15 protein-coding genes are annotated in these 19,356 nt (G+C 48.2%); 14 read left to right on the plus strand and 1 reads right to left on the minus strand.

Annotated elements, in window-relative coordinates; translation table 11 throughout:
- Position 1: 1 nt before the first annotated feature.
- The 4 genes from CZ360_RS05445 to CZ360_RS05460 are packed head-to-tail and all read left to right on the plus strand — an operon-like array spanning position 2 to position 3,999.
- On the plus strand, positions 2-430 hold the full coding sequence (locus tag CZ360_RS05445) for a GtrA family protein (protein ID WP_229407997.1): 429 nt from the start codon (positions 2-4) through the stop codon (positions 428-430).
- Positions 431-432: 2 nt separating this feature from the next.
- Complete coding sequence (locus CZ360_RS05450) at positions 433-1,380, plus strand: AEC family transporter (RefSeq protein WP_077533186.1); 948 nt, start codon at positions 433-435, stop codon at positions 1,378-1,380.
- Between the two features lie 59 nt (positions 1,381-1,439).
- Positions 1,440-3,293, plus strand: coding sequence for a TIGR03960 family B12-binding radical SAM protein (locus tag CZ360_RS05455; protein ID WP_077533767.1), 1,854 nt, complete (start codon positions 1,440-1,442; stop codon positions 3,291-3,293).
- Positions 3,286-3,999, plus strand: a complete 714-nt coding sequence (locus CZ360_RS05460) for a TIGR03936 family radical SAM-associated protein (RefSeq protein WP_159438121.1) — start codon at positions 3,286-3,288, stop codon at positions 3,997-3,999. Before CZ360_RS05455 ends, CZ360_RS05460 begins: the two co-directional genes overlap by 8 nt.
- A gap of 75 nt (positions 4,000-4,074) precedes the next feature.
- On the opposite strand, the gene CZ360_RS05465 is transcribed toward CZ360_RS05460, so the two are convergent.
- The gene (locus CZ360_RS05465) at positions 4,075-4,851 is read right to left on the minus strand and encodes an IclR family transcriptional regulator (protein ID WP_077533187.1); all 777 of its coding nucleotides are present in this window, start codon (positions 4,849-4,851) and stop codon (positions 4,075-4,077) included.
- A 360-nt stretch (positions 4,852-5,211) separates the two neighbouring features.
- Between CZ360_RS05465 and CZ360_RS05470 the strand changes: the two genes are divergently transcribed.
- The 10 genes from CZ360_RS05470 (at position 5,212) to dhaL (ending at position 19,342) form a co-directional block, all read left to right on the plus strand.
- Positions 5,212-6,627 (plus strand): L-fucose/L-arabinose isomerase family protein, encoded by a 1,416-nt coding sequence (locus CZ360_RS05470; protein WP_077533188.1) that lies wholly within the window; start codon positions 5,212-5,214, stop codon positions 6,625-6,627.
- 107 nt (positions 6,628-6,734) lie between these two features.
- Entirely contained in the window at positions 6,735-8,054 is a 1,320-nt protein-coding gene (locus CZ360_RS05475) for an ABC transporter substrate-binding protein (protein WP_077533189.1), read from the plus strand.
- Positions 8,055-8,120: 66 nt separating this feature from the next.
- Positions 8,121-9,041 (plus strand): carbohydrate ABC transporter permease, encoded by a 921-nt coding sequence (locus CZ360_RS05480; protein WP_077533190.1) that lies wholly within the window; start codon positions 8,121-8,123, stop codon positions 9,039-9,041.
- Positions 9,038-9,625 carry a carbohydrate ABC transporter permease gene (locus CZ360_RS05485; protein WP_077533191.1) on the plus strand — a complete coding sequence of 196 codons (588 nt, stop codon included), beginning with the start codon at positions 9,038-9,040 and terminating at the stop codon, positions 9,623-9,625. The genes CZ360_RS05480 and CZ360_RS05485 overlap by 4 nt, the downstream gene beginning before the upstream one ends.
- Positions 9,595-9,855: an ABC transporter permease family protein gene (locus CZ360_RS05490; RefSeq protein ID WP_077533192.1), complete on the plus strand. Its 261-nt coding sequence runs from the start codon at positions 9,595-9,597 to the stop codon at positions 9,853-9,855. Before CZ360_RS05485 ends, CZ360_RS05490 begins: the two co-directional genes overlap by 31 nt.
- 15 nt (positions 9,856-9,870) lie before the next feature.
- A complete protein-coding gene (locus CZ360_RS05495) occupies positions 9,871-11,955 on the plus strand; it encodes a DUF6259 domain-containing protein (RefSeq protein ID WP_077533193.1) in 2,085 nt (694 codons plus the stop codon).
- 70 nt (positions 11,956-12,025) lie between these two features.
- Entirely contained in the window at positions 12,026-13,234 is a 1,209-nt protein-coding gene (locus tag CZ360_RS05500; protein ID WP_077533194.1) for a cupin domain-containing protein, read from the plus strand.
- Between the two features lie 101 nt (positions 13,235-13,335).
- Positions 13,336-15,732: a glycoside hydrolase family 38 N-terminal domain-containing protein gene (locus tag CZ360_RS05505; protein ID WP_077533195.1), complete on the plus strand. Its 2,397-nt coding sequence runs from the start codon at positions 13,336-13,338 to the stop codon at positions 15,730-15,732.
- Positions 15,711-17,483 carry a beta-L-arabinofuranosidase domain-containing protein gene (locus CZ360_RS05510; RefSeq protein WP_077533196.1) on the plus strand — a complete coding sequence of 591 codons (1,773 nt, stop codon included), beginning with the start codon at positions 15,711-15,713 and terminating at the stop codon, positions 17,481-17,483. The genes CZ360_RS05505 and CZ360_RS05510 overlap by 22 nt, the downstream gene beginning before the upstream one ends.
- A 113-nt stretch (positions 17,484-17,596) precedes the next feature.
- Positions 17,597-19,342, plus strand: a complete 1,746-nt coding sequence (gene dhaL, locus CZ360_RS05515) for a dihydroxyacetone kinase subunit DhaL (protein WP_077533197.1) — start codon at positions 17,597-17,599, stop codon at positions 19,340-19,342.
- Positions 19,343-19,356 lie beyond the last annotated feature (14 nt).

The following is a 19,356-nucleotide window of genomic DNA, read 5'->3' on the forward strand; positions in this document are numbered from 1 at the left end:
GTTGAAAACAATCAAAAAATATTACTATAAGTATAAAGAGATAATATTATACTTACTGTTCGGAGGGCTGACAACGCTGGTCAATTTTATCAGCTATGCAATTCTGGCTCACCCGCTGGCGATGCCGCCTGTCGCGGCAACAGCTATCGCATGGCTTTTATCAGTTTTGTTTGCCTATGTAACCAATAAAATCTGGGTATTTGAAAGCCGTCGGGATGGCAAGAAGGCGCTCCTGCACGAATTGGCCGCTTTTTTTGCCTGCAGGGCCTTTTCGGGTGTACTGGATATTGGGATCATGTGGGTGTTTGCGGAGCTGCTCCGCTTTAATGACCTGGTGGTTAAAATTATTTCTAATATGATTGTAATTGTGCTGAATTACCTGTTCAGCAAGCTTTGGATATTCAAAAAAGAACATAAAGGAGAATCATAAAGATGGATGTGGCACTGAAGGTATTGCAGCAGGTTGTGATCATGCTCCTGATTATGCTGGTGGGGATGATTGCCTACCGGACAAAAGTCATTTCAAAGGAAGGAAATAAACAGCTTTCCAATTTGCTGCTCATGGTTGTAAATCCGGCGCTTCTGTTTATGGCATATGATACAGATTATGACGCGAAGCACCTGCAAGGGCTGATGCTCTCCCTTGGAATAACGGCGGTCAGCCTGCTTGTTTTGATTGTTCTGTCCCATTTTTTGGTGTCGGACAAGCAGAAAGCCTATCAGGTGGAACGTTTTGCAGCGACCTATTCCAACTGCGGCTTTATTGGGATTCCAATTGTCAACGGAGTGTTTGGCGCGGAAGGGGTTTTTTACCTGACCGGCGTCGTTACTGTTTTTAACCTGTTTGTCTGGACGCACGGGATTATCCTGATGGGGGGACAGAGCGGGCAGAAGCCTACCGTAAAGGAACGGATCAAAAAGCTGTGCAGCCCAGCATTGATTGCCGCCCTGCTGGGACTGGTCATTTATCTGCTTCAGATTCCGCTGCCGACGATTCTGACCGATAGCTTGGGATACATATCTGACATGAATACGCCGCTTGCAATGCTAATTGCGGGACTGACTCTGGCGCAGTCAGACCTCAAGACCGTCTTTCTCAAAAAACGGATTTATTATGTTTCCTTTTTAAAGCTGATTTTGTATCCGGCTGTCATCCTCTTGATGTTCCGATGGATGCCGATTGACCCGATTATCCTGCTGAGCATCACGATTTCACTAGGCGGCCCGGTGGCAACTGTATGCACTGCGTTCGCTCTGCGGTTTGACAACCATCCGGTTTATGCTTCGGAGCTGTTTGCGGTATCAACCATCCTGTCGGCGGCAACCTTGCCGTTGGTTATGATGTTCAATGTGTTTCTGGAAACGGTATTCCATTGGTGACAGTGCCTTACACTCTGTAAGAAAGGAAGCCTTTGCACTGCAAGGGCTGGGTGATTATTTTGAAAGAGATACAGTTAAAATTAGACCGGATTTTGCCGAATGTGCAGAAGCCGGGCAGATATATCGGCGGAGAGCTGAACAGCATTGTCAAAAAAGCGGAGGAGATTTCTGTCCGCTTTGCTTTCTGTTTTCCGGATACTTATGAGGTTGGGATGTCTCATCTGGGGATGAAAATCCTGTATTCGCTGCTCAATTCGATAGAGGATGTCTGGTGCGAACGGGTATTCGCACCCTGGATGGACATGGAGGAAGCGATGCGCCGGGAAGGGATTCCGTTGTATGCATTAGAAAGCCTTGATCCGGTTCAAGACTTTGATATCATTGGTTTTACGCTCCAGTACGAATTATCCTTTACCAATATTCTCAATATGCTGGATCTTGCCGGAATTCCGGTTCTCTGTGAAGAAAGGACAGAGCTCAAAAATCTGGTAGTAGCCGGAGGCCCGTGCGCCTGCAACCCAGAGCCGCTTGCCGATTTTGTCGACCTGTTTATGCTTGGAGAAGGCGAGGATGTGATCGTAGAGCTGGTCACCCTTTACCGAAAGGCAAAGGAGGAGAAGTGGAGCAAGACGGAATTTCTGAAAGAAGCAAACCGGCTTGAGGGCGTTTATGTCCCGTCCCTTTATGAAGTATCTTACTATGAGGATGGGCGGATTCGTGAGATAGCGCCGGTTGACAACGCAAAATTCCCGGTGAAAAAGCGGATCGTCCAGGACATGAGCAAAACCTTTTATCCGGATCAATTTATAGTTCCCTTTATTGAAACTGTCCATGACCGGGCAATTTTAGAGCTGATGCGCGGCTGTATCCGGGGATGCCGGTTCTGTCAGGCGGGATTTTTATACCGTCCTCTGCGGGAAAAGGATCCGGATGTGCTTTGCCGGCAGGGCAAAGACCTATGTGAGAGCACAGGTTATGAGGAAATTTCACTCTCCTCACTCAGCACCTCTGATTATTCAAAGCTCGAACCGATGCTGGACGAATTGATTGATTATACAGTAGATAACCATATCAATCTTTCCCTGCCCAGCCTGCGGATCGACAATTTTTCAGAGGAGCTTCTGGAGAAAATTGCACGGGTGAGAAAAAGCGGCCTGACCTTTGCACCTGAAGCAGGGACACAGAGGCTGCGGGACGTCATCAATAAAAACATTATGGAAGAGGATATCTTTTCCTCCTGCCGGATTGCATTTGAAGGCGGCTATACCTCTGTCAAGCTTTATTTTATGCTGGGACTCCCGACTGAAACGATGGAGGACTGCGAGGGGATTATTGAGCTTGCACAGAAGATTGTCGGATTTTATCATCACATGGAAAACCGTCCTAAAGGCAGGCCGGTCAATGTCACTGTGTCGGTTTCTACCTTTGTGCCGAAACCGTTTACCCCATTCCAGTGGTTTGGGCAGGACACATTAGAGCAGATTGTGACAAAGCAAAAACATATGCTGGACTGCATTACCTCACGGAAAATTTCCTTTAAATATCATGCCAGCAAGACCTCCGTTCTGGAGGCGGTGTTTGCGAGGGGAGACCGCAGGCTTGGCAGGGTGATCTATGAGGCCTGGAAACGGGGATGCTACTTCGATAGCTGGGACGAGCATTTCTATTTTGACCGGTGGGAGGAAGCAATTAAGGAATGCGGGCTTTCCATTGAATTTTACGCGAACCGTACCCGTACGGTCGGGGAGGTGCTCCCCTGGAGCCATCTGGATTTCGGCGTAAGCGAGGCGTTTCTGGCGCGGGAGTGGGAGAAAGCGCAGAATGCGGTTACAACCCCGAACTGCCGGGAGCAGTGTGCCGGCTGCGGCGCGAACAAGCTATTGGATCGCAAAGGAGGAAAATGCGTTGAATAATACAGCTCGGACCGGCAATGTAGAAAATATGGCGGAACGGAACCAGCAGATTCTTGCGATGCCAAACGTGCGGGTTTTCTATCAGAAAAAGGGCCGCGCTAAGTACATTTCCCATCTGGATATTACCCGATGTATGCAGCGGGCGTTAAAGCGGGCAGACATTCCGGTTTGGTATACGCAGGGCTTTAACCCGCATATGTATCTCACCTTTGCCCTGCCGCTGGCTCTGGGGTATGAGAGCGAATGCGAATGTATGGATTTCAGGCTGGCGGAACCCATGGAGCTGGAGGAAGTGAAAAGGCGTTTAGGAGAAAATCTGCCGCGGGATATGGCTGTAACCAGGGTCGCGCTCCAGAAGGAAAAACCACAGCAGATTCGGTGGGCGGACTATGAGCTGCGTTTTATCTGCAATAATCCGGAAGAGGTGTCCGTACTTTTTGATGAATTCTGTACCCGTCCGGAATTGGTTGTGATGAAGCGGACGAAAAAGGGAGAGAAGCCTGTTGACTTGAAACCGGAATTTTCGGTGCTCGGAAAAGAGATAGAGGATGGCGCGGTTGTTTACAAAATGCGGTTTACAGCGGGACAGAAGAACATTAATCCGACCCTGCTTACCGACCTGTTTCTAAGGGAAAGCGGGCAGGAGGCATTGGTGCAGGTACTGCGGAAACAGATTTATCTGGAGGACGGCACACCGTTTTCATAATAAAAAGCCTGGCAAGTCTGCCGGGCTTTTCTGTTTAAAAGAGGGCTGAACAAAAAGCGTTCAGCCCTCTTTTTATTATGAATGATACCCAAGTTGAAAAGAGATTTCATTTGAGATGGGACGGAGCACCTTCAAAATTTTATCCATTTTTTCGGGTGTATTATAGTCGGCAAAATTTCCTGTGGTACCGATAGCGGCAACACAACGTCCGGTATAGTTAAAAATTGGGACGGCGACACAGCCTACGCCGATGGAAAATTCCTGTTCATCTGTTCCGTAGCCGTTTGCCAGGACAGTCTGGAGCTTTTCTGTGAGAATTTCCTTGTCAGTAATGCTGTACTGCGTATTTTTTGCAAGATTGGCCCGCCGGAGATAGTCCGCCTGTTTATACAACGGCATATAGGCACAGAGCACCTTTCCGGCCGCACAGATGTTGACTGGCACCGGTGTATGAGATTCCGCAATCGCGCTGACCGGATGAAGAGGAAGGGACTGCTCTATATAGACAACACCGGCGCTTTCCAGTACGCCAAGCTGAACCGCTTGATTTGTTTCAATCGAAATCTGGCGCATAAAGGGCAGGGCAATGGTTCGCAGGTCAAGCTTATACATAGTCTGGTCAGCCAAACGGATAAGCTGGAAACCAATTGAATATTTTCCCTGGGTGTTTCGGTCTTCAATCAGAAAGCCCCGAGCCAGCAGATTTTTAATAATCCGAAAACAGGTGGAAGTGGGAATCTGTAATGCGTCACATAAATCTTTTGTTGTCACAGAGGAGGGGGACTGCGCCACATACTCCAAAATATCAATTGCCCGATTGACTGCGGGAACAGTGATGTACTCTTCTGGCATATCGTTTCTCCAATTCTTGTATATTTTTATTTTTTGTCACAACGATCCAATTCACTATTCTAATTATAAAGAGATATGCAGCAATTGTCAATCCGACATTTTGGGAAATTTTTTAGAGAATTTGCGAAAAATCATTGACAAATATGTTTTTATTAAATATAATATAGCTAAATCAAATATTTAAATTTCATATATGAATAATCAAAATTCAATTATAGATATATTTTTTATAAATTTGAAAAAATAAATTCATTTATGAATTTTATCATCGTTTAAATGAAATAAAACTTCTGATTAAAGTCAAATATGAAATGGATAGGAAGATTCTTCCAGATAAGATGAGAAAGGAAACATAAAAATATGCAAAAACCACGTATCGGGATTATCGGGTTTTCTGATGGCGAACCGGAGGTACATGAGCAGCTCAAAGAAATCGTACAGCGACAGGTGGACGCAATTACGCAGGCCCTTCAGGAAAATGGTGAGATAGAACTGGTTCAGGCGACTGGATTAGTAGCTTCAGTCAAGTCTGCCAAGGAGGAAGCCCTGCGTATGACCGCGCAGGATGTGGATGGAGTGATCTTCTCGTATGGGGTATTCTCCTTCCCGAATTTCTCTGCAATCGCAGCACAGAATTTGAGCGTCCCGATTCTGCTTGCGGCAAATCTTAATCCGGAATGGCCCGGAATGGTTGCAATGCTGGCGGCCGGCGGAGCCCTTCATCATTTAGGTATCGAACATTTTCGGGCAGCAGGAGATATTCGGGAGGAGTCAGTGCTGCAAAGGGTGCTGACCTTTGCCCGCTGTGCAAGGGCAGTACATACATTAAACGGACAGAAATACGGACTTGTGGGCGGCAGAAGCCTGGGGATGTACAGCGCGACCGTTTCCATGCAGGACTGGCAGAAGATATTTGGAATTGATGTAGAGCACATTGACCAATCAGAAATTGTCCGCATTGCGCAGGAGATTCCGGAGGAACAGGTGGAAAAAGGCTTCCAATGGCTGAATGACAAGCTGGAATCCATTCATTATGATGGTGTGCAGCTGACCGAAGAAAAGCTGAAAACACAGATCCGCCATCATGAGGCGATCAAAAGAATTATCCGTGACAATGAGCTGGACTTCCTGGGTGTGAAATGCCATTACGAGATGAGCCGGCATCATTGCACCGAATGTTTAAGTGCGGCGTTTATCAATGATCCCTACGATTGGGACGGCCCGAAGGAGCCAATGGCGTATGCCTGTGAAGCAGACAGCGACGCGGCGTTAACTATGCAGATTCTGAAGCTTTTGACAGGAAAGCCGGTCATTTTCATGGATGTAAGGCATTACGATTCTGATTATGACGTCATGGTGTTCTGCAACTGCGGATCACAGTCAACCTATTATGCGGCGGGTTCGGACAACCCAGATGAGAATTTAAAGCATGTTTCATTAAATCCGGCGCTCCCGATTTATTCCGGGGGCGGATGCCATGTTACCTGCATGACGAAACCAGGAGAGGCAACGATTGCCAGGCTGAATAGGACAGAGGGCAAATACCGGATGACGATTATGAAGGCGGAGTTTGTGACGCTGCCAAAAGAAAAAATGGCGGAAACCACGCCGGAATGGCCGCATGTTTTTGCAAAGCTGCCGTTTGACCATCAAATATTCCTGGATTGCTTTGACGCAAACCACTGCCATGCGGTCTATGGAGACCATGTGGAAGAATTGAAGATGATTTGCAAAATGCTTGGAATTGAAGCGGAGCTTCTGGGAGAAAACGCCTGACCTGGCAATTACTACAGCCGACATGATACCGCACAACAAAACGGAGAGTAGGCCAATAGATGTGCAGTATCATCACAATAAACCATAAATCTTAAGGAGGAAACACTATGAAAAAGATTTTCACCATGGTGCTTTCCGGTTTACTATCTGCAGCAATGCTTGCAAGCTGCGGAGGAAATCCGGGCGGCAGCAACAATTCTACCGGCGGCGATGACAAGACTGCCGAGGGCGGAGAAATTCTTGCCTGGCAGCATATTGAGTCGCAGGCTGTCTCAATGAAAGAGGAATTTGAACGAGTTTTTCCGGAGTACACGGTTAACTTTGAAATTACCAACAACCAGGAAATGCTCAAAAAATTCCAGACGACACTGGCTTCCGGCGGACAGGTTCCGGATGCGCTGTTCCTTGACCTGATGGACGGCGGAAGTGTTGTCTGCAGCGACAAGGCAAAGGATTTGTTCATTGATATGACAGCCGATCCGTACAATCTGGACAAAGATTCCTTGGTAGGCTGGGTTGGCGATTTATATTCTGATGCCAGCGGCGCTGTTCGCGGAATTGAAATCGGGCCGGCACCTTCTACCTTTGCGGTCAGAAAGTCAATGGCAGAAAAATATCTGGGAACAACTGACCCGGATGAAATTTCTGAAAAGCTCAAAACATGGGATGATGTAGTTGAATTAGGCCGTAAAATCAAACAGGAAGGCGGTGGAAAGGAATTCCTGGCCGCGAACCTGAATGAACTGGTCGGGATCTTAAAACAGGAAAGCAAGGGCTTGTTTGACGGGACAACATGCAACATGAAATCCCAGTGGACTGAACAGTTTGGTATCTTAAATACACTTGCCTCCGAGGATTTGGTTGACACCCTCGAAGCAGATGGTCCGGAAATTCCGGCAGCGCTTGAAAGCGATAACTACTTTATGTGGCAGTGCGCAATGTGGCAGCCAATGTGGACCTTCATGGCATCTGCTCCAGAATCTGCAGGTCAGTGGATTCTGATGAGCACACCTCCGGGAGGAAAGATGTTTGTTGGCGGCGGTATGCCGTTATGTGTTCCGAAGGATGCCAAAAACCCAATGGGCGGTTTTAAATATATCACCTACTTCCGCTGCACCATGGATGGCGTCGCGTTCTCCCGCGACAACTTCGGTGATGTTGCAGATATCAAAGAAGCCTATGAAGATCCTGCCTTCCATACCACTCCACAGGATATGCGGGACTATTTCCAGTGTGATGTTTTGGAACAGTATGCCAAATACATTGAAAACACAGAAGTATTGGAACTGACTCCTTATGACAAAACCTTGTGGTCTGACGGCGTGAAAATCGCATTTCAGGCTCTGGAAAACGGCGACGGCGCTGACCAGGCAATGCAGGCCTATGTGGATGAATTAAAACGTGTATACCCTGAAATTACAGAATAAATAACTTCAAAGATAAGGGGATAAAAGAGTGCTTTTATCCCCTCTCTTTTAATCGGAGGAATCGTCATGAGCAGACCGCGCAGACAAAATATCAATAAATACGGTGTAATTTTCTGTATCCCGTTTATTCTGTTTTTTGTCCTGTTTAACCTTGTTCCTATGATCTTCAGCGTTGTAATATCGTTTACAAACTGGGATGGAATGACAATGGACTTTATCGGGATTCAGAACTATCAGCGCTTATTGCAGGATGCAAACTTTTGGAAATCAATCCAGAATTCCTTTGTCCTGCTTGTTCTTATTTCCACACCGCTGACAATGATTTTCTGCCTTCTCTTAACTTATTTTGTCAGCTTTAAATTAAAACGGCTGGCCCGCCCGGTGCAGGTTATCAGCCTAATTCCTTATTTTACCTCCACGATTGCAGTCGGAGCGATCTTCTCGTTCCTGTTCAACAAGAACATTGGGATTGTTAATTCCGTTTTGGTAAACCTCGGAATATTGGAATCTCCTACCATTGAATGGTTGGGTGATCCGATGATGGCAAGAGTGATTGTTATTCTGATCAATCAGTGGACCTATGTCGGATATACCAGCATTTTCTTTATCACCGGGATGGCCAGTATTTCGGACGAAATCATTGAAGCCGCCGTAATCGACGGAGCGAAGGAGTTTCGGATTTTCTGGAGCATCTGTCTTCCGATGATGAAAAAAATTACATATTTTGTCATCCTTACCTCTGTCATCGGCGCATTCCAGCAGCTTGAACAGGAATTTATGATGTTTACCGGAGGAATCTTTGGAAGCAACTATCCCGTCGGCGGGCCGGATGCCTCCTGTCTGACTATGGGGCTTAATTTCTACAGCACCAGCTTTATCAGTCTGCAATATGGCTACGGAGCTTCGATTGGGATGGCGAACGCTGTGATAATTGGCGTATCGAGTGTTATTTTGAATGCAGTCATGAAAAGGAGTGATAACGCATGAAAAAAGCTGTGAGACCAATTGTAGTTATCCTAATAACAATCCTTCTGTTTGCGGTTGTGTTATTCCCTTTTTATGTGATTATAATTACAAGCACCTACAATACACAATCCATGTATAAAGCTGTTACACTGCTGCCGGGGTCGGATTTTCTTTATAACTTTGAACTGGCCTGGGCGGGCGGACGTTTGCCGCGGTTTATCTTTAACTCCCTCTATGTCGGTATATTAAAGGCCGCTTTGACCTGTATTGTTTGTCTGATGTGCGGGTATGGCCTGGAAAAATACAATTTCAGAGGCAAGAAATTCCTCTTTGCCTTTATCGTTTTTACCCTCATGATTCCTACCACCCTCGGCATGGTTGCACTGGTTTATGAGCTGCGGATTTTCGGCTGGGTGAACACCCATCTGCCGCTGATTATGGTTGGCGTCGGGAGTCCCTTTGCTGCGTTTTGGTTTAAGCAGACGGCGGAAAACGTGCCGAATGAATTGCTGGAGAGCGCAAGGATTGACGGAAGCGGGGAATTTAACACCTTCTTAAAATCGGCATTCCGATTATGCGCCCGGCAATTGCGACCATCGCTCTGATCACCTTTATAGGCTCCTGGAATGACTTTGTCCTGCCGAGTATTGTACTGAACAGTACGGATTTGTTCACAATTCCAGTTGGGATGACGGTAGTCAACGCGCTTTACCGTGTAGAACACGCACCAAAGATTTTGGTGATCGTCATTGGAATCCTGCCAATCATTGCGTTGTTTATTGCCTGTTCCAAGCAGGTTATCCGCGGATTGACAGCAGGCTCAGTAAAAGGCTAATGAGAGGTCAGGGAAATGTATTATCTGGAAAATGAGCTTGTAAAGCTCACTTTGGATGACCATGCCGCGATCATCGGCTTATATGACAAACGGATTGAAAGGGAATACATTACTTACCGGGAAGGCGGGAACCTGTTCCGTTTGATGGCGCCAAATAAAATCTGGGACGGCCGTTATGCCGATTCCGCTAAAGCTGATTTTCCTGTTGTGGTCACAGATGGGAATAGCCTGACTGCAACCTTTCAAAAGCTGGTTTCCGAGGATGGAAAGCCGCTTCAGTCTGAAATTAGGATCGAAATGGAACTTTCCGGCGATGAGCTGATGATGTGTTATTCTATTTCTAACGATGATGATGAGTTTTTCTCCCATATCATGTTCCCGATTGTATCGGGACTGGGTCACCCCGAGTCTCCGATGAATTTGATTATGCCGGAGCAATCCGCGTTTGGGGATACCCGTGTGCAAGACCCATTTGCATTTGGGGATGGCAACCATAAGGACTGGACTCGGGGCTGCAACCGGAAAGCGGCGCGCTACCCGCAGAATCTTTCTACTGCGTGGATGGATTACTCAGACGGGCAGGGCGGAATCAGCTTTGAACAGCGAAGCGGGGATTTTGATATCTGCGATTTCGGGATGGAACGCCGGATTAAGAAAGCGGCGGACTATAAGGAAAATAATATTGAATATCTGGAATTTGCATTGCAGAGCTATCCGAACGTCAAGCAGGGTGAAACGCGGAGAAGCCCGGTATACCTTATCTCCCTCCATACCGGGGACTGGCATGTTCCGGCAAAACGCCACCGCCAATGGCTCAAGGCGCAGGTAAAGAGCGCAGAAATTCCAGCACGTTTTCAGGAATCCTTGGGCTGGCATTTTTACTTTATGAAGCAGCAGGACGGGACGGTCTACCATGATTATAACGATCTGCCCAGAATGGCCGAGGCGGCGCTGAACGCCGGAGTAAACCAGATCATGGTGTTTGGATGGTATCCGGCCGGGCATGACAACGACTATCCTTATGGATACTTTGCAAACCCCGAGTGGGGCGGAGAAGCACTGCTCAGAGAAAAAATCGCGGAATGCAGCGCCATGGGGTGTGCAGTTATTCCGTTTTTTAACGGAACACTGCTGGATATTGCAACTCCGGAGTATGCGGAATACGGCTATCGCTGGCCGGTGCTGGGACGTACCGGAGAGCCGTACTGCGGCGCGGAATTCTCCCGTGCAAATAACGACCTGGCATTCCGTAACGCTTCCCTGGAAACATCCACCCGAAATATGACCTTGCTTGATATCTGCATCACGGCCAAGGAAGTACAGGAGTGGTGGCAAAAAACAGTTGCCCGGATTGTGCGGGAATGTGGGTTCGGAAACCTACAGCTTGACCAAATTGCTCATAAATCCTATGTATGCTATCATCCAGCCCATGGGCACGAACGTCCGGAATATGCCTATACAAAGGAGCTTCAGGAGCTTCTCACCAAGGTCAGGAAGATTGTCCGCGAGGCAAATTCTGAGGGCGTTATGATTGGGGAAGGAATGTCGGACCTGACTGCTCAATATTGCGACGGCTTTTGGAACTGGCATCAGACCGGAAACAAACCGGAAATTATGCGGTACAGCATTCCCTGGATGAACTATTCCAGCGAAGTGGACGCCAATGAATATGACGCGGCAAATATCTGCTTTGCAGAAAAAATCCTGATGGATTTGAAAATTGAAGGCGGAGATGGAATCCTCTCCGATTTTCCGCAGTTCTCCGAGCATTTAAAGAAGCTGTCGATTTTAAAGAAAAAGCTCCCGGATTCCTACCAATCCGGGGAATATGATCATTTGGAGGGAATAGAGATCCAAGTCTCTGAGGGGATTTTGGTACGCATTTACCGCAACCATGAAACCAAACGTTTTGCAGTGGTCGCGGCAAATCTGAAACGGGGAGAAAATACTGCGTGCTTTGCGCTCAGTCAATCACTTTGTCCGGACAGGATGCTATACCTTTCCGGAAACGAAAGCAAATTAAGCGGGGAATTGGAATATTCTATTCCACTGGAAGCTTATCAGGTAGCTGTGATCGAAGGCGGCCTGAAGGAAGAATAATTGTGCGGAAGAGAAGCTGTGGCTATATTGAAGAAACATCCCTTCTGCCTAATGAAAGGATATCAAAACCATGAGTCAGAAAATCAATGAACTATTTGAGAAAAACGGCGGCATCCTGCAGCTTACTCCGACCTGGGTTCCGCGCTCCTTTAATGAACCAGGCAAGCGCCTGCGCCTCCATCCGGACGATTACTATGCACTGGGTATGGAGCGGGGAGGAATCTGTGAGCGTTGGCTGGGATCTGTAACGGTAGCGCTCAACGGCCCCCAGACCGAACCGGAGGAAGGGATGAGCCATGTACTGGTTTCAAAGGAAACCGGAGAAACGATTCTCTTCCGGGATGTAGTGGAGGAGCTTGGCGCGAAATTGGTTGGCGAAGAGCTTTATGAAAAATATGGAACCTGGCCGACCTTCGCCAAACTGTATGATTATGATAAACCGCTGTTCCATCATTTGCATCTGACTGAGGAAAAAGCAAATAAAATCGGTAAGCATGGAAAACCGGAAGCCTATTATTTTCCGATGCAGTACAATAGTTATTTGGGGCGTTTTCCACTGACCTATTTCGGATTTGATCCTTCTACGGATCCGGAGGATATCAAGACTTGCCTCCGCAATTACACTGCGTTTGACACGAGGATTACAGAATATTCCCGCGCTTACCGGATTAAGCTGGGTACCGGATGGTACACACCTGCAGGGGTAATCCATGCGCCGGCTTCGGTTGTAACCTATGAACCACAATGGAACAGCGATGTCAATACGATTATGGAAAATGTCACAATGGGCGAAGTGAATCCTCAAAATCTGCTGACGGACTGTGTGCCGGAGGATGAAAAGAATGATGTTGAAAAAATATTTGCACTGATCGATTGGAAAGAGTCCACCCGTTCCGATTATAAGGAGACCTATTTCCGTCCTCCGGTTGCACTGAAAGCAACCCAGGAAGGACTTTGTGAAAAATGGGTTGCGTATGCCAACGAGTGGATTGCAGCAAAAGAAGTTACCATTGCGCCGAACAGTGAAATTACCCTGACCGATCAGGCTTGCTACTGTGCGCTTGTGGTACAGGGTCATGGAGGCTTTGGCGGGCTGGAATGCGAAGCGCCGCAGATGCTCCGGTTTGGCCAGCCCTCTGCGGATGAATTTTTTGTGTCGGAAAAAACAGCCCGGAACGGAATTAGGATTAAGAACACCAGCAGCTATGAACCATTGGTAATCCTGCAAAACTTTGCAAACAACAATCCGGAGGTTCCCAAAAAGCTTTGTGAGGCATAAGAAAAAACGCAGCGCGAATTTTTTCGCACCGCGTTTTTGGGCCTGAATCGATTTAAATTCTAAAAGAAAGGAAGGCTTGTTAAAAAGGCCTGGTGATAACGATGAATCAGAAAAAACGTGAGGTAATTGCGGTTTTTCACAACCATATTGATCCTCAATGGGCGCGCTGCTTTGACCGTCCGGCCTATAACGGTTTTTTTCTTACGCCCAGCTATATGGATATTTTCTCCTGGTTGACGGAGGCTTTTATGGAACTGGCGGACGATGGCTTTTGCTTTAGTGAAGGCCAGGTATATTTTTGGGAAACTTATCTGAAACGTCATCCAGAGCGGGAAGCAGAAATCAAAAAGCTGCTAAAGGAAGGAAAGCTTGAATTCCTGATGCAGGGACTGCTGGTATGCGATACCAATTATGCTCCGGCGGAGGGAATCATCCGAAATTTCCTGCTGGCAGAACCTTTTTATCAGAGAATGGCAGGAAAGGAACACAGCCGTCAGGGATTTGTTTGGGACGCCTTTGGGAGCAGCGCAAATCTGCCACAGATTTTAAAGCTCTGCGGAGCAAACCGGGTCGGGGGAACAAAATACCGTCCCTGTCTGCATGACGTTTGGGTTGGTATTGATGGAACCGCACTGCCCTGCATCGACTGGCAGCTCGGATCCTGCAACCTCGCTCATGCCCCGATCCTCTATGAATGTGCCCGTCATCCGCACTGTCCGGCCTGCAATGGATATGGATGTGAGGAATGCAACGGGCGCGGCATGCTCAATATTCATCCGTTCCAAAAGGAAGAGGTTCTGGAAATTCTTAGAATGAGTGCAGATTACGGAGAGAAAAAAAGATTTGTCCTGATCGGCGGGGAGGAGACCGTTCCGGACGCCTGTATTCTGGAGGCTATGCGGGAACTGAACCAGAGCTATCAGGGTGAGGTGTCCTTCCGGTTTGGCACCTTTGATGAATTCTGGGAGTATCATCATAGTAAATATGAAGCCGCACTGAAACAAGCGGTACAGCCGACTGAGGATTTAAATCCCGTCAATCAGGGCGGATACCTCACTCGGATTGAAAACAAGCAGCGCAGCAGGGAAGTGTGTTATGCATTGATTCAGGCGGAAGCAGCGGCGGCGCGCCGTTTCTGGAATGAAAGCGAACCGTTTATCAATCCCGGTGAACTGGAGCATGCCTGGAAAAACCTGATCCTTAATATCCATCATGATTCTATTGCAGGCGCGCATATTGACTGCGGGCAGAATGAGCTGATGGATTTACTGGATGAAAGCGAACGAATCGCATACTGCTATGACTACCGGAAAGCACCGGTGAAAAAGCCGTCCGGTGTAATTCGTGCGAAGGAATTCCGGGCGGTAAAACAGCTCGGAAAGCTGAGTGTCACCTATGACCGGAAGGGAATACTGTCTATTATAAAGGACGGAAAGGATTTGTTCGGTACCTTCCTGCATCGAATGGACGCACCCCGCTTCTGCGAGGAGGAGGTCAGAATCGGTGAGCTGATGCTCCAGAATGACATTGGCGATTTTTATGGAACCTATATGCTGGAGGATTCTATCTGTTTAGGGAAGTTTCACTATGCTGTACAAGAGGACGATAACGCGATTCTTTGGTATGGGGAACGGAATGTTCATGAATATGCCGCTTCCAAACTGAAGTGGCAGGTATTGGTTACTCCTTCAGCGGATGGGGAGCGCCTGGACTTTACAGTAGACGTCGATTGGAATACCTCCAACAAACGATTGAGTGTGTTGATTCCGGTCAATGATTACAATTCCTGCGAAGCTGTCTGGGAAATTCCCTATGGTTACCTGAAACGAGAATTTGATCCGGCGGTTGACCAGTCAGAAGCAATCCGGCCTTATCATGCTCCGTCACGGTATGAAACCACGGCGATTAAGCCAAGCGGGGATTATCCGGCCCTCCACTGGGTGCGTCATGATATCGACGAGACCTGCGGTGTCGCGGTATTAAACCGGGGGCTTCCCTGCAACAAATGGGAGCCCGGCTGTTTTACACTGGGGCTGATGCGCTCACCCAGCCTCCAGGGAGTGACAGTAATGCCGCATGCCGATGAAATGTGGGATATAGATGATGCGAGGGAAGCAGGAAAACACCGCTTTGAATTTTCAGTTCTGCCTTATACCTCTCCGATGTCCTTCCACGAGCTGGCAAAGCTCGGCTATGAATACAACCGTGCCGGCTTAGAGCTGCCGTTCTCTGTAACTGGCAATGCAGTGATTACCGCCTTTAAGGTAGCTGAATCGGGAGATGGCGTGATCCTGCGGCTTTATGAGTCAGAAGGACAGACTTCACCTGTATCAGTCGATTTTGGAGAGGAATGCAGTGTGATGGTTGTCTCACCGTTGGAGGAGATGATTGATGAGGCGATCCAAGTCTCAAATTATCAGGCTGTGCTGCACAAACACGAGATTTTGACCTTAAAAATCTGGAAAGAGGATACGGAATGCAGATCAATACAAAACTGATCCCCTGCGACTATCAAGGAGTCACACTGACATCCGGCATTGCAAAGCAGCAGTTTGAGGATGTCGTGGATTATTTTTTACGGTTGCCTAATGATGATATATTATTGGGATTCCGGCGCCGCGCAGGCCTCCCCCATCCCGGGGAGGAGCTTGGCGGCTGGTATTCCAACGACGGAAGCTTCAATATCTATGACTGGGATGAAATTTTTAACCCCTTCGGCCAATGGCTGGGTTTCTTGGCAAAGGCTTATCGGGTGACTGGTGATCAGCGGCTGCTGGAAAAAGTGGCTTACCTGATGAAGGAATGGGGAAAGACGATTGAGGCTGACGGGTATTTTTTTTACTCCGAGCAGTGCAATGGACTGCAGTATGCTTATGAAAAGATGGCGGGCGGCCTGACCGACCTATACCTTTATGCCGGGCTGAAGGAAGCAAAAGACCTGCTTGAGATTATTACCGACTGGGCGCAAGCGCATCTGCCTAAATACCGTTGCTCCGCTAATGGCACCCGCTCCGGTTTCACAGGAGGGAATACGGCGATTCATGGAATTGACAATGAATGGTATACCCTGCCGGAAAATCTTTACCGGATGTATCTGGCCAGCGGCGGGGAGCGCTACAAAAGCTTTGCAGGCGAATGGCACTACGATTATTACTGGGATGCGCTCCAGTATGGTAACCCGGAGGTGATGACCGGCGTGCATGGCTACAGCCATGTGAATACGCTTAATTCTGCCGCTTATGCCTATCTGGTTACTGGGAAAGAGAAATACCTTACCACAATTTTAAAGGGTTATGACCTGTTTCAGCGTCATCAGAGGATGGCGAGCGGGGGTTTTGCTTTTGACGAACACCTTGCCGATCCATGGGGTTCCAATTACTATGATGTGGAACAGATCGCCAAGTCCTTTGAGGTACCATGCGGCTCTTGGGCCGTATTCAAATTGACCCGTCACTTGCTATCCATTACCGGGGAAGCAAAATATGGGGATTGGGCAGAGACGATTTTATATAATGGGATGTTTGCGGCACTGCCGATGAAGGACGACGCACAGCGACGCGGAAAAACCTTTTATTACGCGGATTATCGGATTGGCGGCGGGCGAAAGGTCTATTATGAACACAGCTTTCCCTGCTGTTCGGGAACCTATCCGCAGGCGGTTACAGAATACCATAATCTGATCTATTATTTGGGTGAGGATGGAATCTATCTTTCCCAGTACCTGCCTTCCGTATTGGAAACAGAATGGAGAGGAGAAAGGCTGTCCCTGGAAATCTGCGGGAATTATCCAACGGAGGATCAGTTCAGCATACAGGTAAAAACTGACGGCACTTACCGTCTTTCCCTGCGTGTGCCATCCTGGCTGCGGGAAGGGGAAGGGAATATTCTCGTCAATGGAGAGGATTCCGGAATTTGCCTGAAAGCCGGAGAATGGGCGAAATTGAACCGGCATTGGAAGACCGGGGATCAGATTACGGTTACCTTCCCGATGCATCTTCGCCTGAGCCCAATCACACCCTCCCATCAAGAGCGCGCCGCGCTGATGTACGGCCCAATGATGCTTGCGGCGGCCGGGCGGAGGCGGACGATTCTCGGATCTCCTACCCATCCTGAAGAAATTGCGGGCAGGGAGCCCGGAACTCTCCGGTTCACCGCGCAGACTCCGGATGGAATACCGGTTACGTTCCTTCCGTTCTGGACATTTCAGGAAAAGGAATGGTACACAGTTTATCTTGACTTCCTAAGTTGAGATATGTATGATGGTTATGAAAAGAGTTGGTAACCAGTTACAGGCTAAAAGCCTCACACAATCAGAAACGCTGAAGGAAAGGAAGCTTTGCTAAGCAGAGCAGGGTGGTTATCATGAAGAAAATAATTAATGAGCCGCAAATGGTGGTGGAAGAAACATTAGAGGGATTCCTGGCAGCTTATCCGAATCAATTTGAACGGGTAGACGGCGTAAAAGGAATCCGGGTCAAGGAACTAAAAGAGAAGGTGGGACTGGTTATTGGCGGCGGAAGCGGCCATGAGCCAATGTTCTCAATGTTTGTGGGAGAAAATCTTGCGGATGCGAGCGCTAACGGAAACATTTTTGCTTCTCCTGATCCGAATACGATTCTCCAGACCGCGATGTCAGTCGAATGCGGAAAAGGGATTCTCTTTGTCTATGGAAACTATGCGGGCGATAACCTGAATTTTGATATGGCGGCAGAACTGCTGGACGACCTGGGTGTGGAGAGCAGAATTGTCCGGGTCTGGGATGATATAGCATCTGCACCCAAAGACCGGATCAAGGACCGCCGGGGAATTGCCGGAGATGTTTTCGTCATCAAGATCGCAGGCGCGGCAACTGCAAGCGGGCTGACTCTGGATGAGGCCTACCGGATTGCCGCGAAAGCAAGGGATTGTACCTATAGCATCGGGGTGGCGCTTTCCGGCGGTACGATTCCCGGAGAGAGGGAGGCGGCCTTTTCCCTTCCGGATGGCGAAATTGAATTTGGAATGGGCGTCCATGGGGAACCGGGTATTAAACGGATGAAGATATTGCCTGCGGATGAAATTACGGAAATCCTTCTTGATGAGCTGCTCAGGGATTCCGGAATCCGGGCAGGCGACAGGGTTTGCACTTTGGTAAATGGTCTCAGTTCTACAACTCTGTCAGAGCTCTGTATTATCAACCGGAGGCTGAAGGCTCTGCTTGCTGAGAAAGGGATAGAGGTCTATGATATGGATATGAATTCCTATATCACCTGTCAGGAGATGGCCGGCGCCTCTGTTAGCCTGCTTTTGCTTGACGATGAGCTCAAGCCGTTTTATGATATGCCATGCAACAGTCCGTATTATTTCAAGAAAGGGATACAGGGGGATAAGGCCCAGAAGCCGAACAATCAATCTAAGGAATTCACTCCCACGGTTTCAAACAAAAAGAACAGTTTTGTGGCTATCAAAAAAGACGGATGCCCTTTTACGGGACAAAACATGACAGCCAGTCAGTTAAAGGAAATGCTTCTCTTTGCTGCGGATGAAATGATTGCGCAAAAACCATATCTGACTGAAGTGGATTCCAAAATCGGAGACGGAGATCATGGAATCGGAATTGAGATTGGCTTTACCAAGGTGAAGGAGGTTCTGTCAAATGCGGAATACCAGACTGTAAACGATCTGTTCCGGGCAGCTGGGATGGCAATGCTCAACTCAATGGGCGGAGCTTCCGGCGTGATTTTCAGTACAATTTTTTTGGGCGGACTGAAGGGAAAGGAACCGATTCAGGCAATTACTCCAGCGGTGTTTGCCGATATTATGGCAGACAGCCTTGAGAAGATCAAACAGCGCGGCGGCGCAAAGGTTGGGGATAAAACAATGGTCGATGCAATGGAGCCCGCCTGCGCTGCCATGAACCAGTCTGCTGCGGCAGGGGACGCTTTCCCAGCTTTCTTTACCGCGGCGGAGCAGGCGGCGCTGGAGGGTGTGGAAGCAACCAAAGGATATGTTGCAAAATTTGGACGTGCAAAATCATTGATGGAGCGTGCAGTTGGTTTCCAGGATGCGGGAGCAACTTCAGTTGCACTGTTGTTTGGCGCAATGCGGAAATGGTGTGAAGAGGCCTGAGTATCAAAGAATCA

Source organism: Massiliimalia massiliensis, from assembly GCF_900155615.1.
In the GTDB taxonomy this organism is placed as follows: Bacteria; Bacillota; Clostridia; order Oscillospirales; family Ruminococcaceae; genus Massiliimalia; species Massiliimalia massiliensis.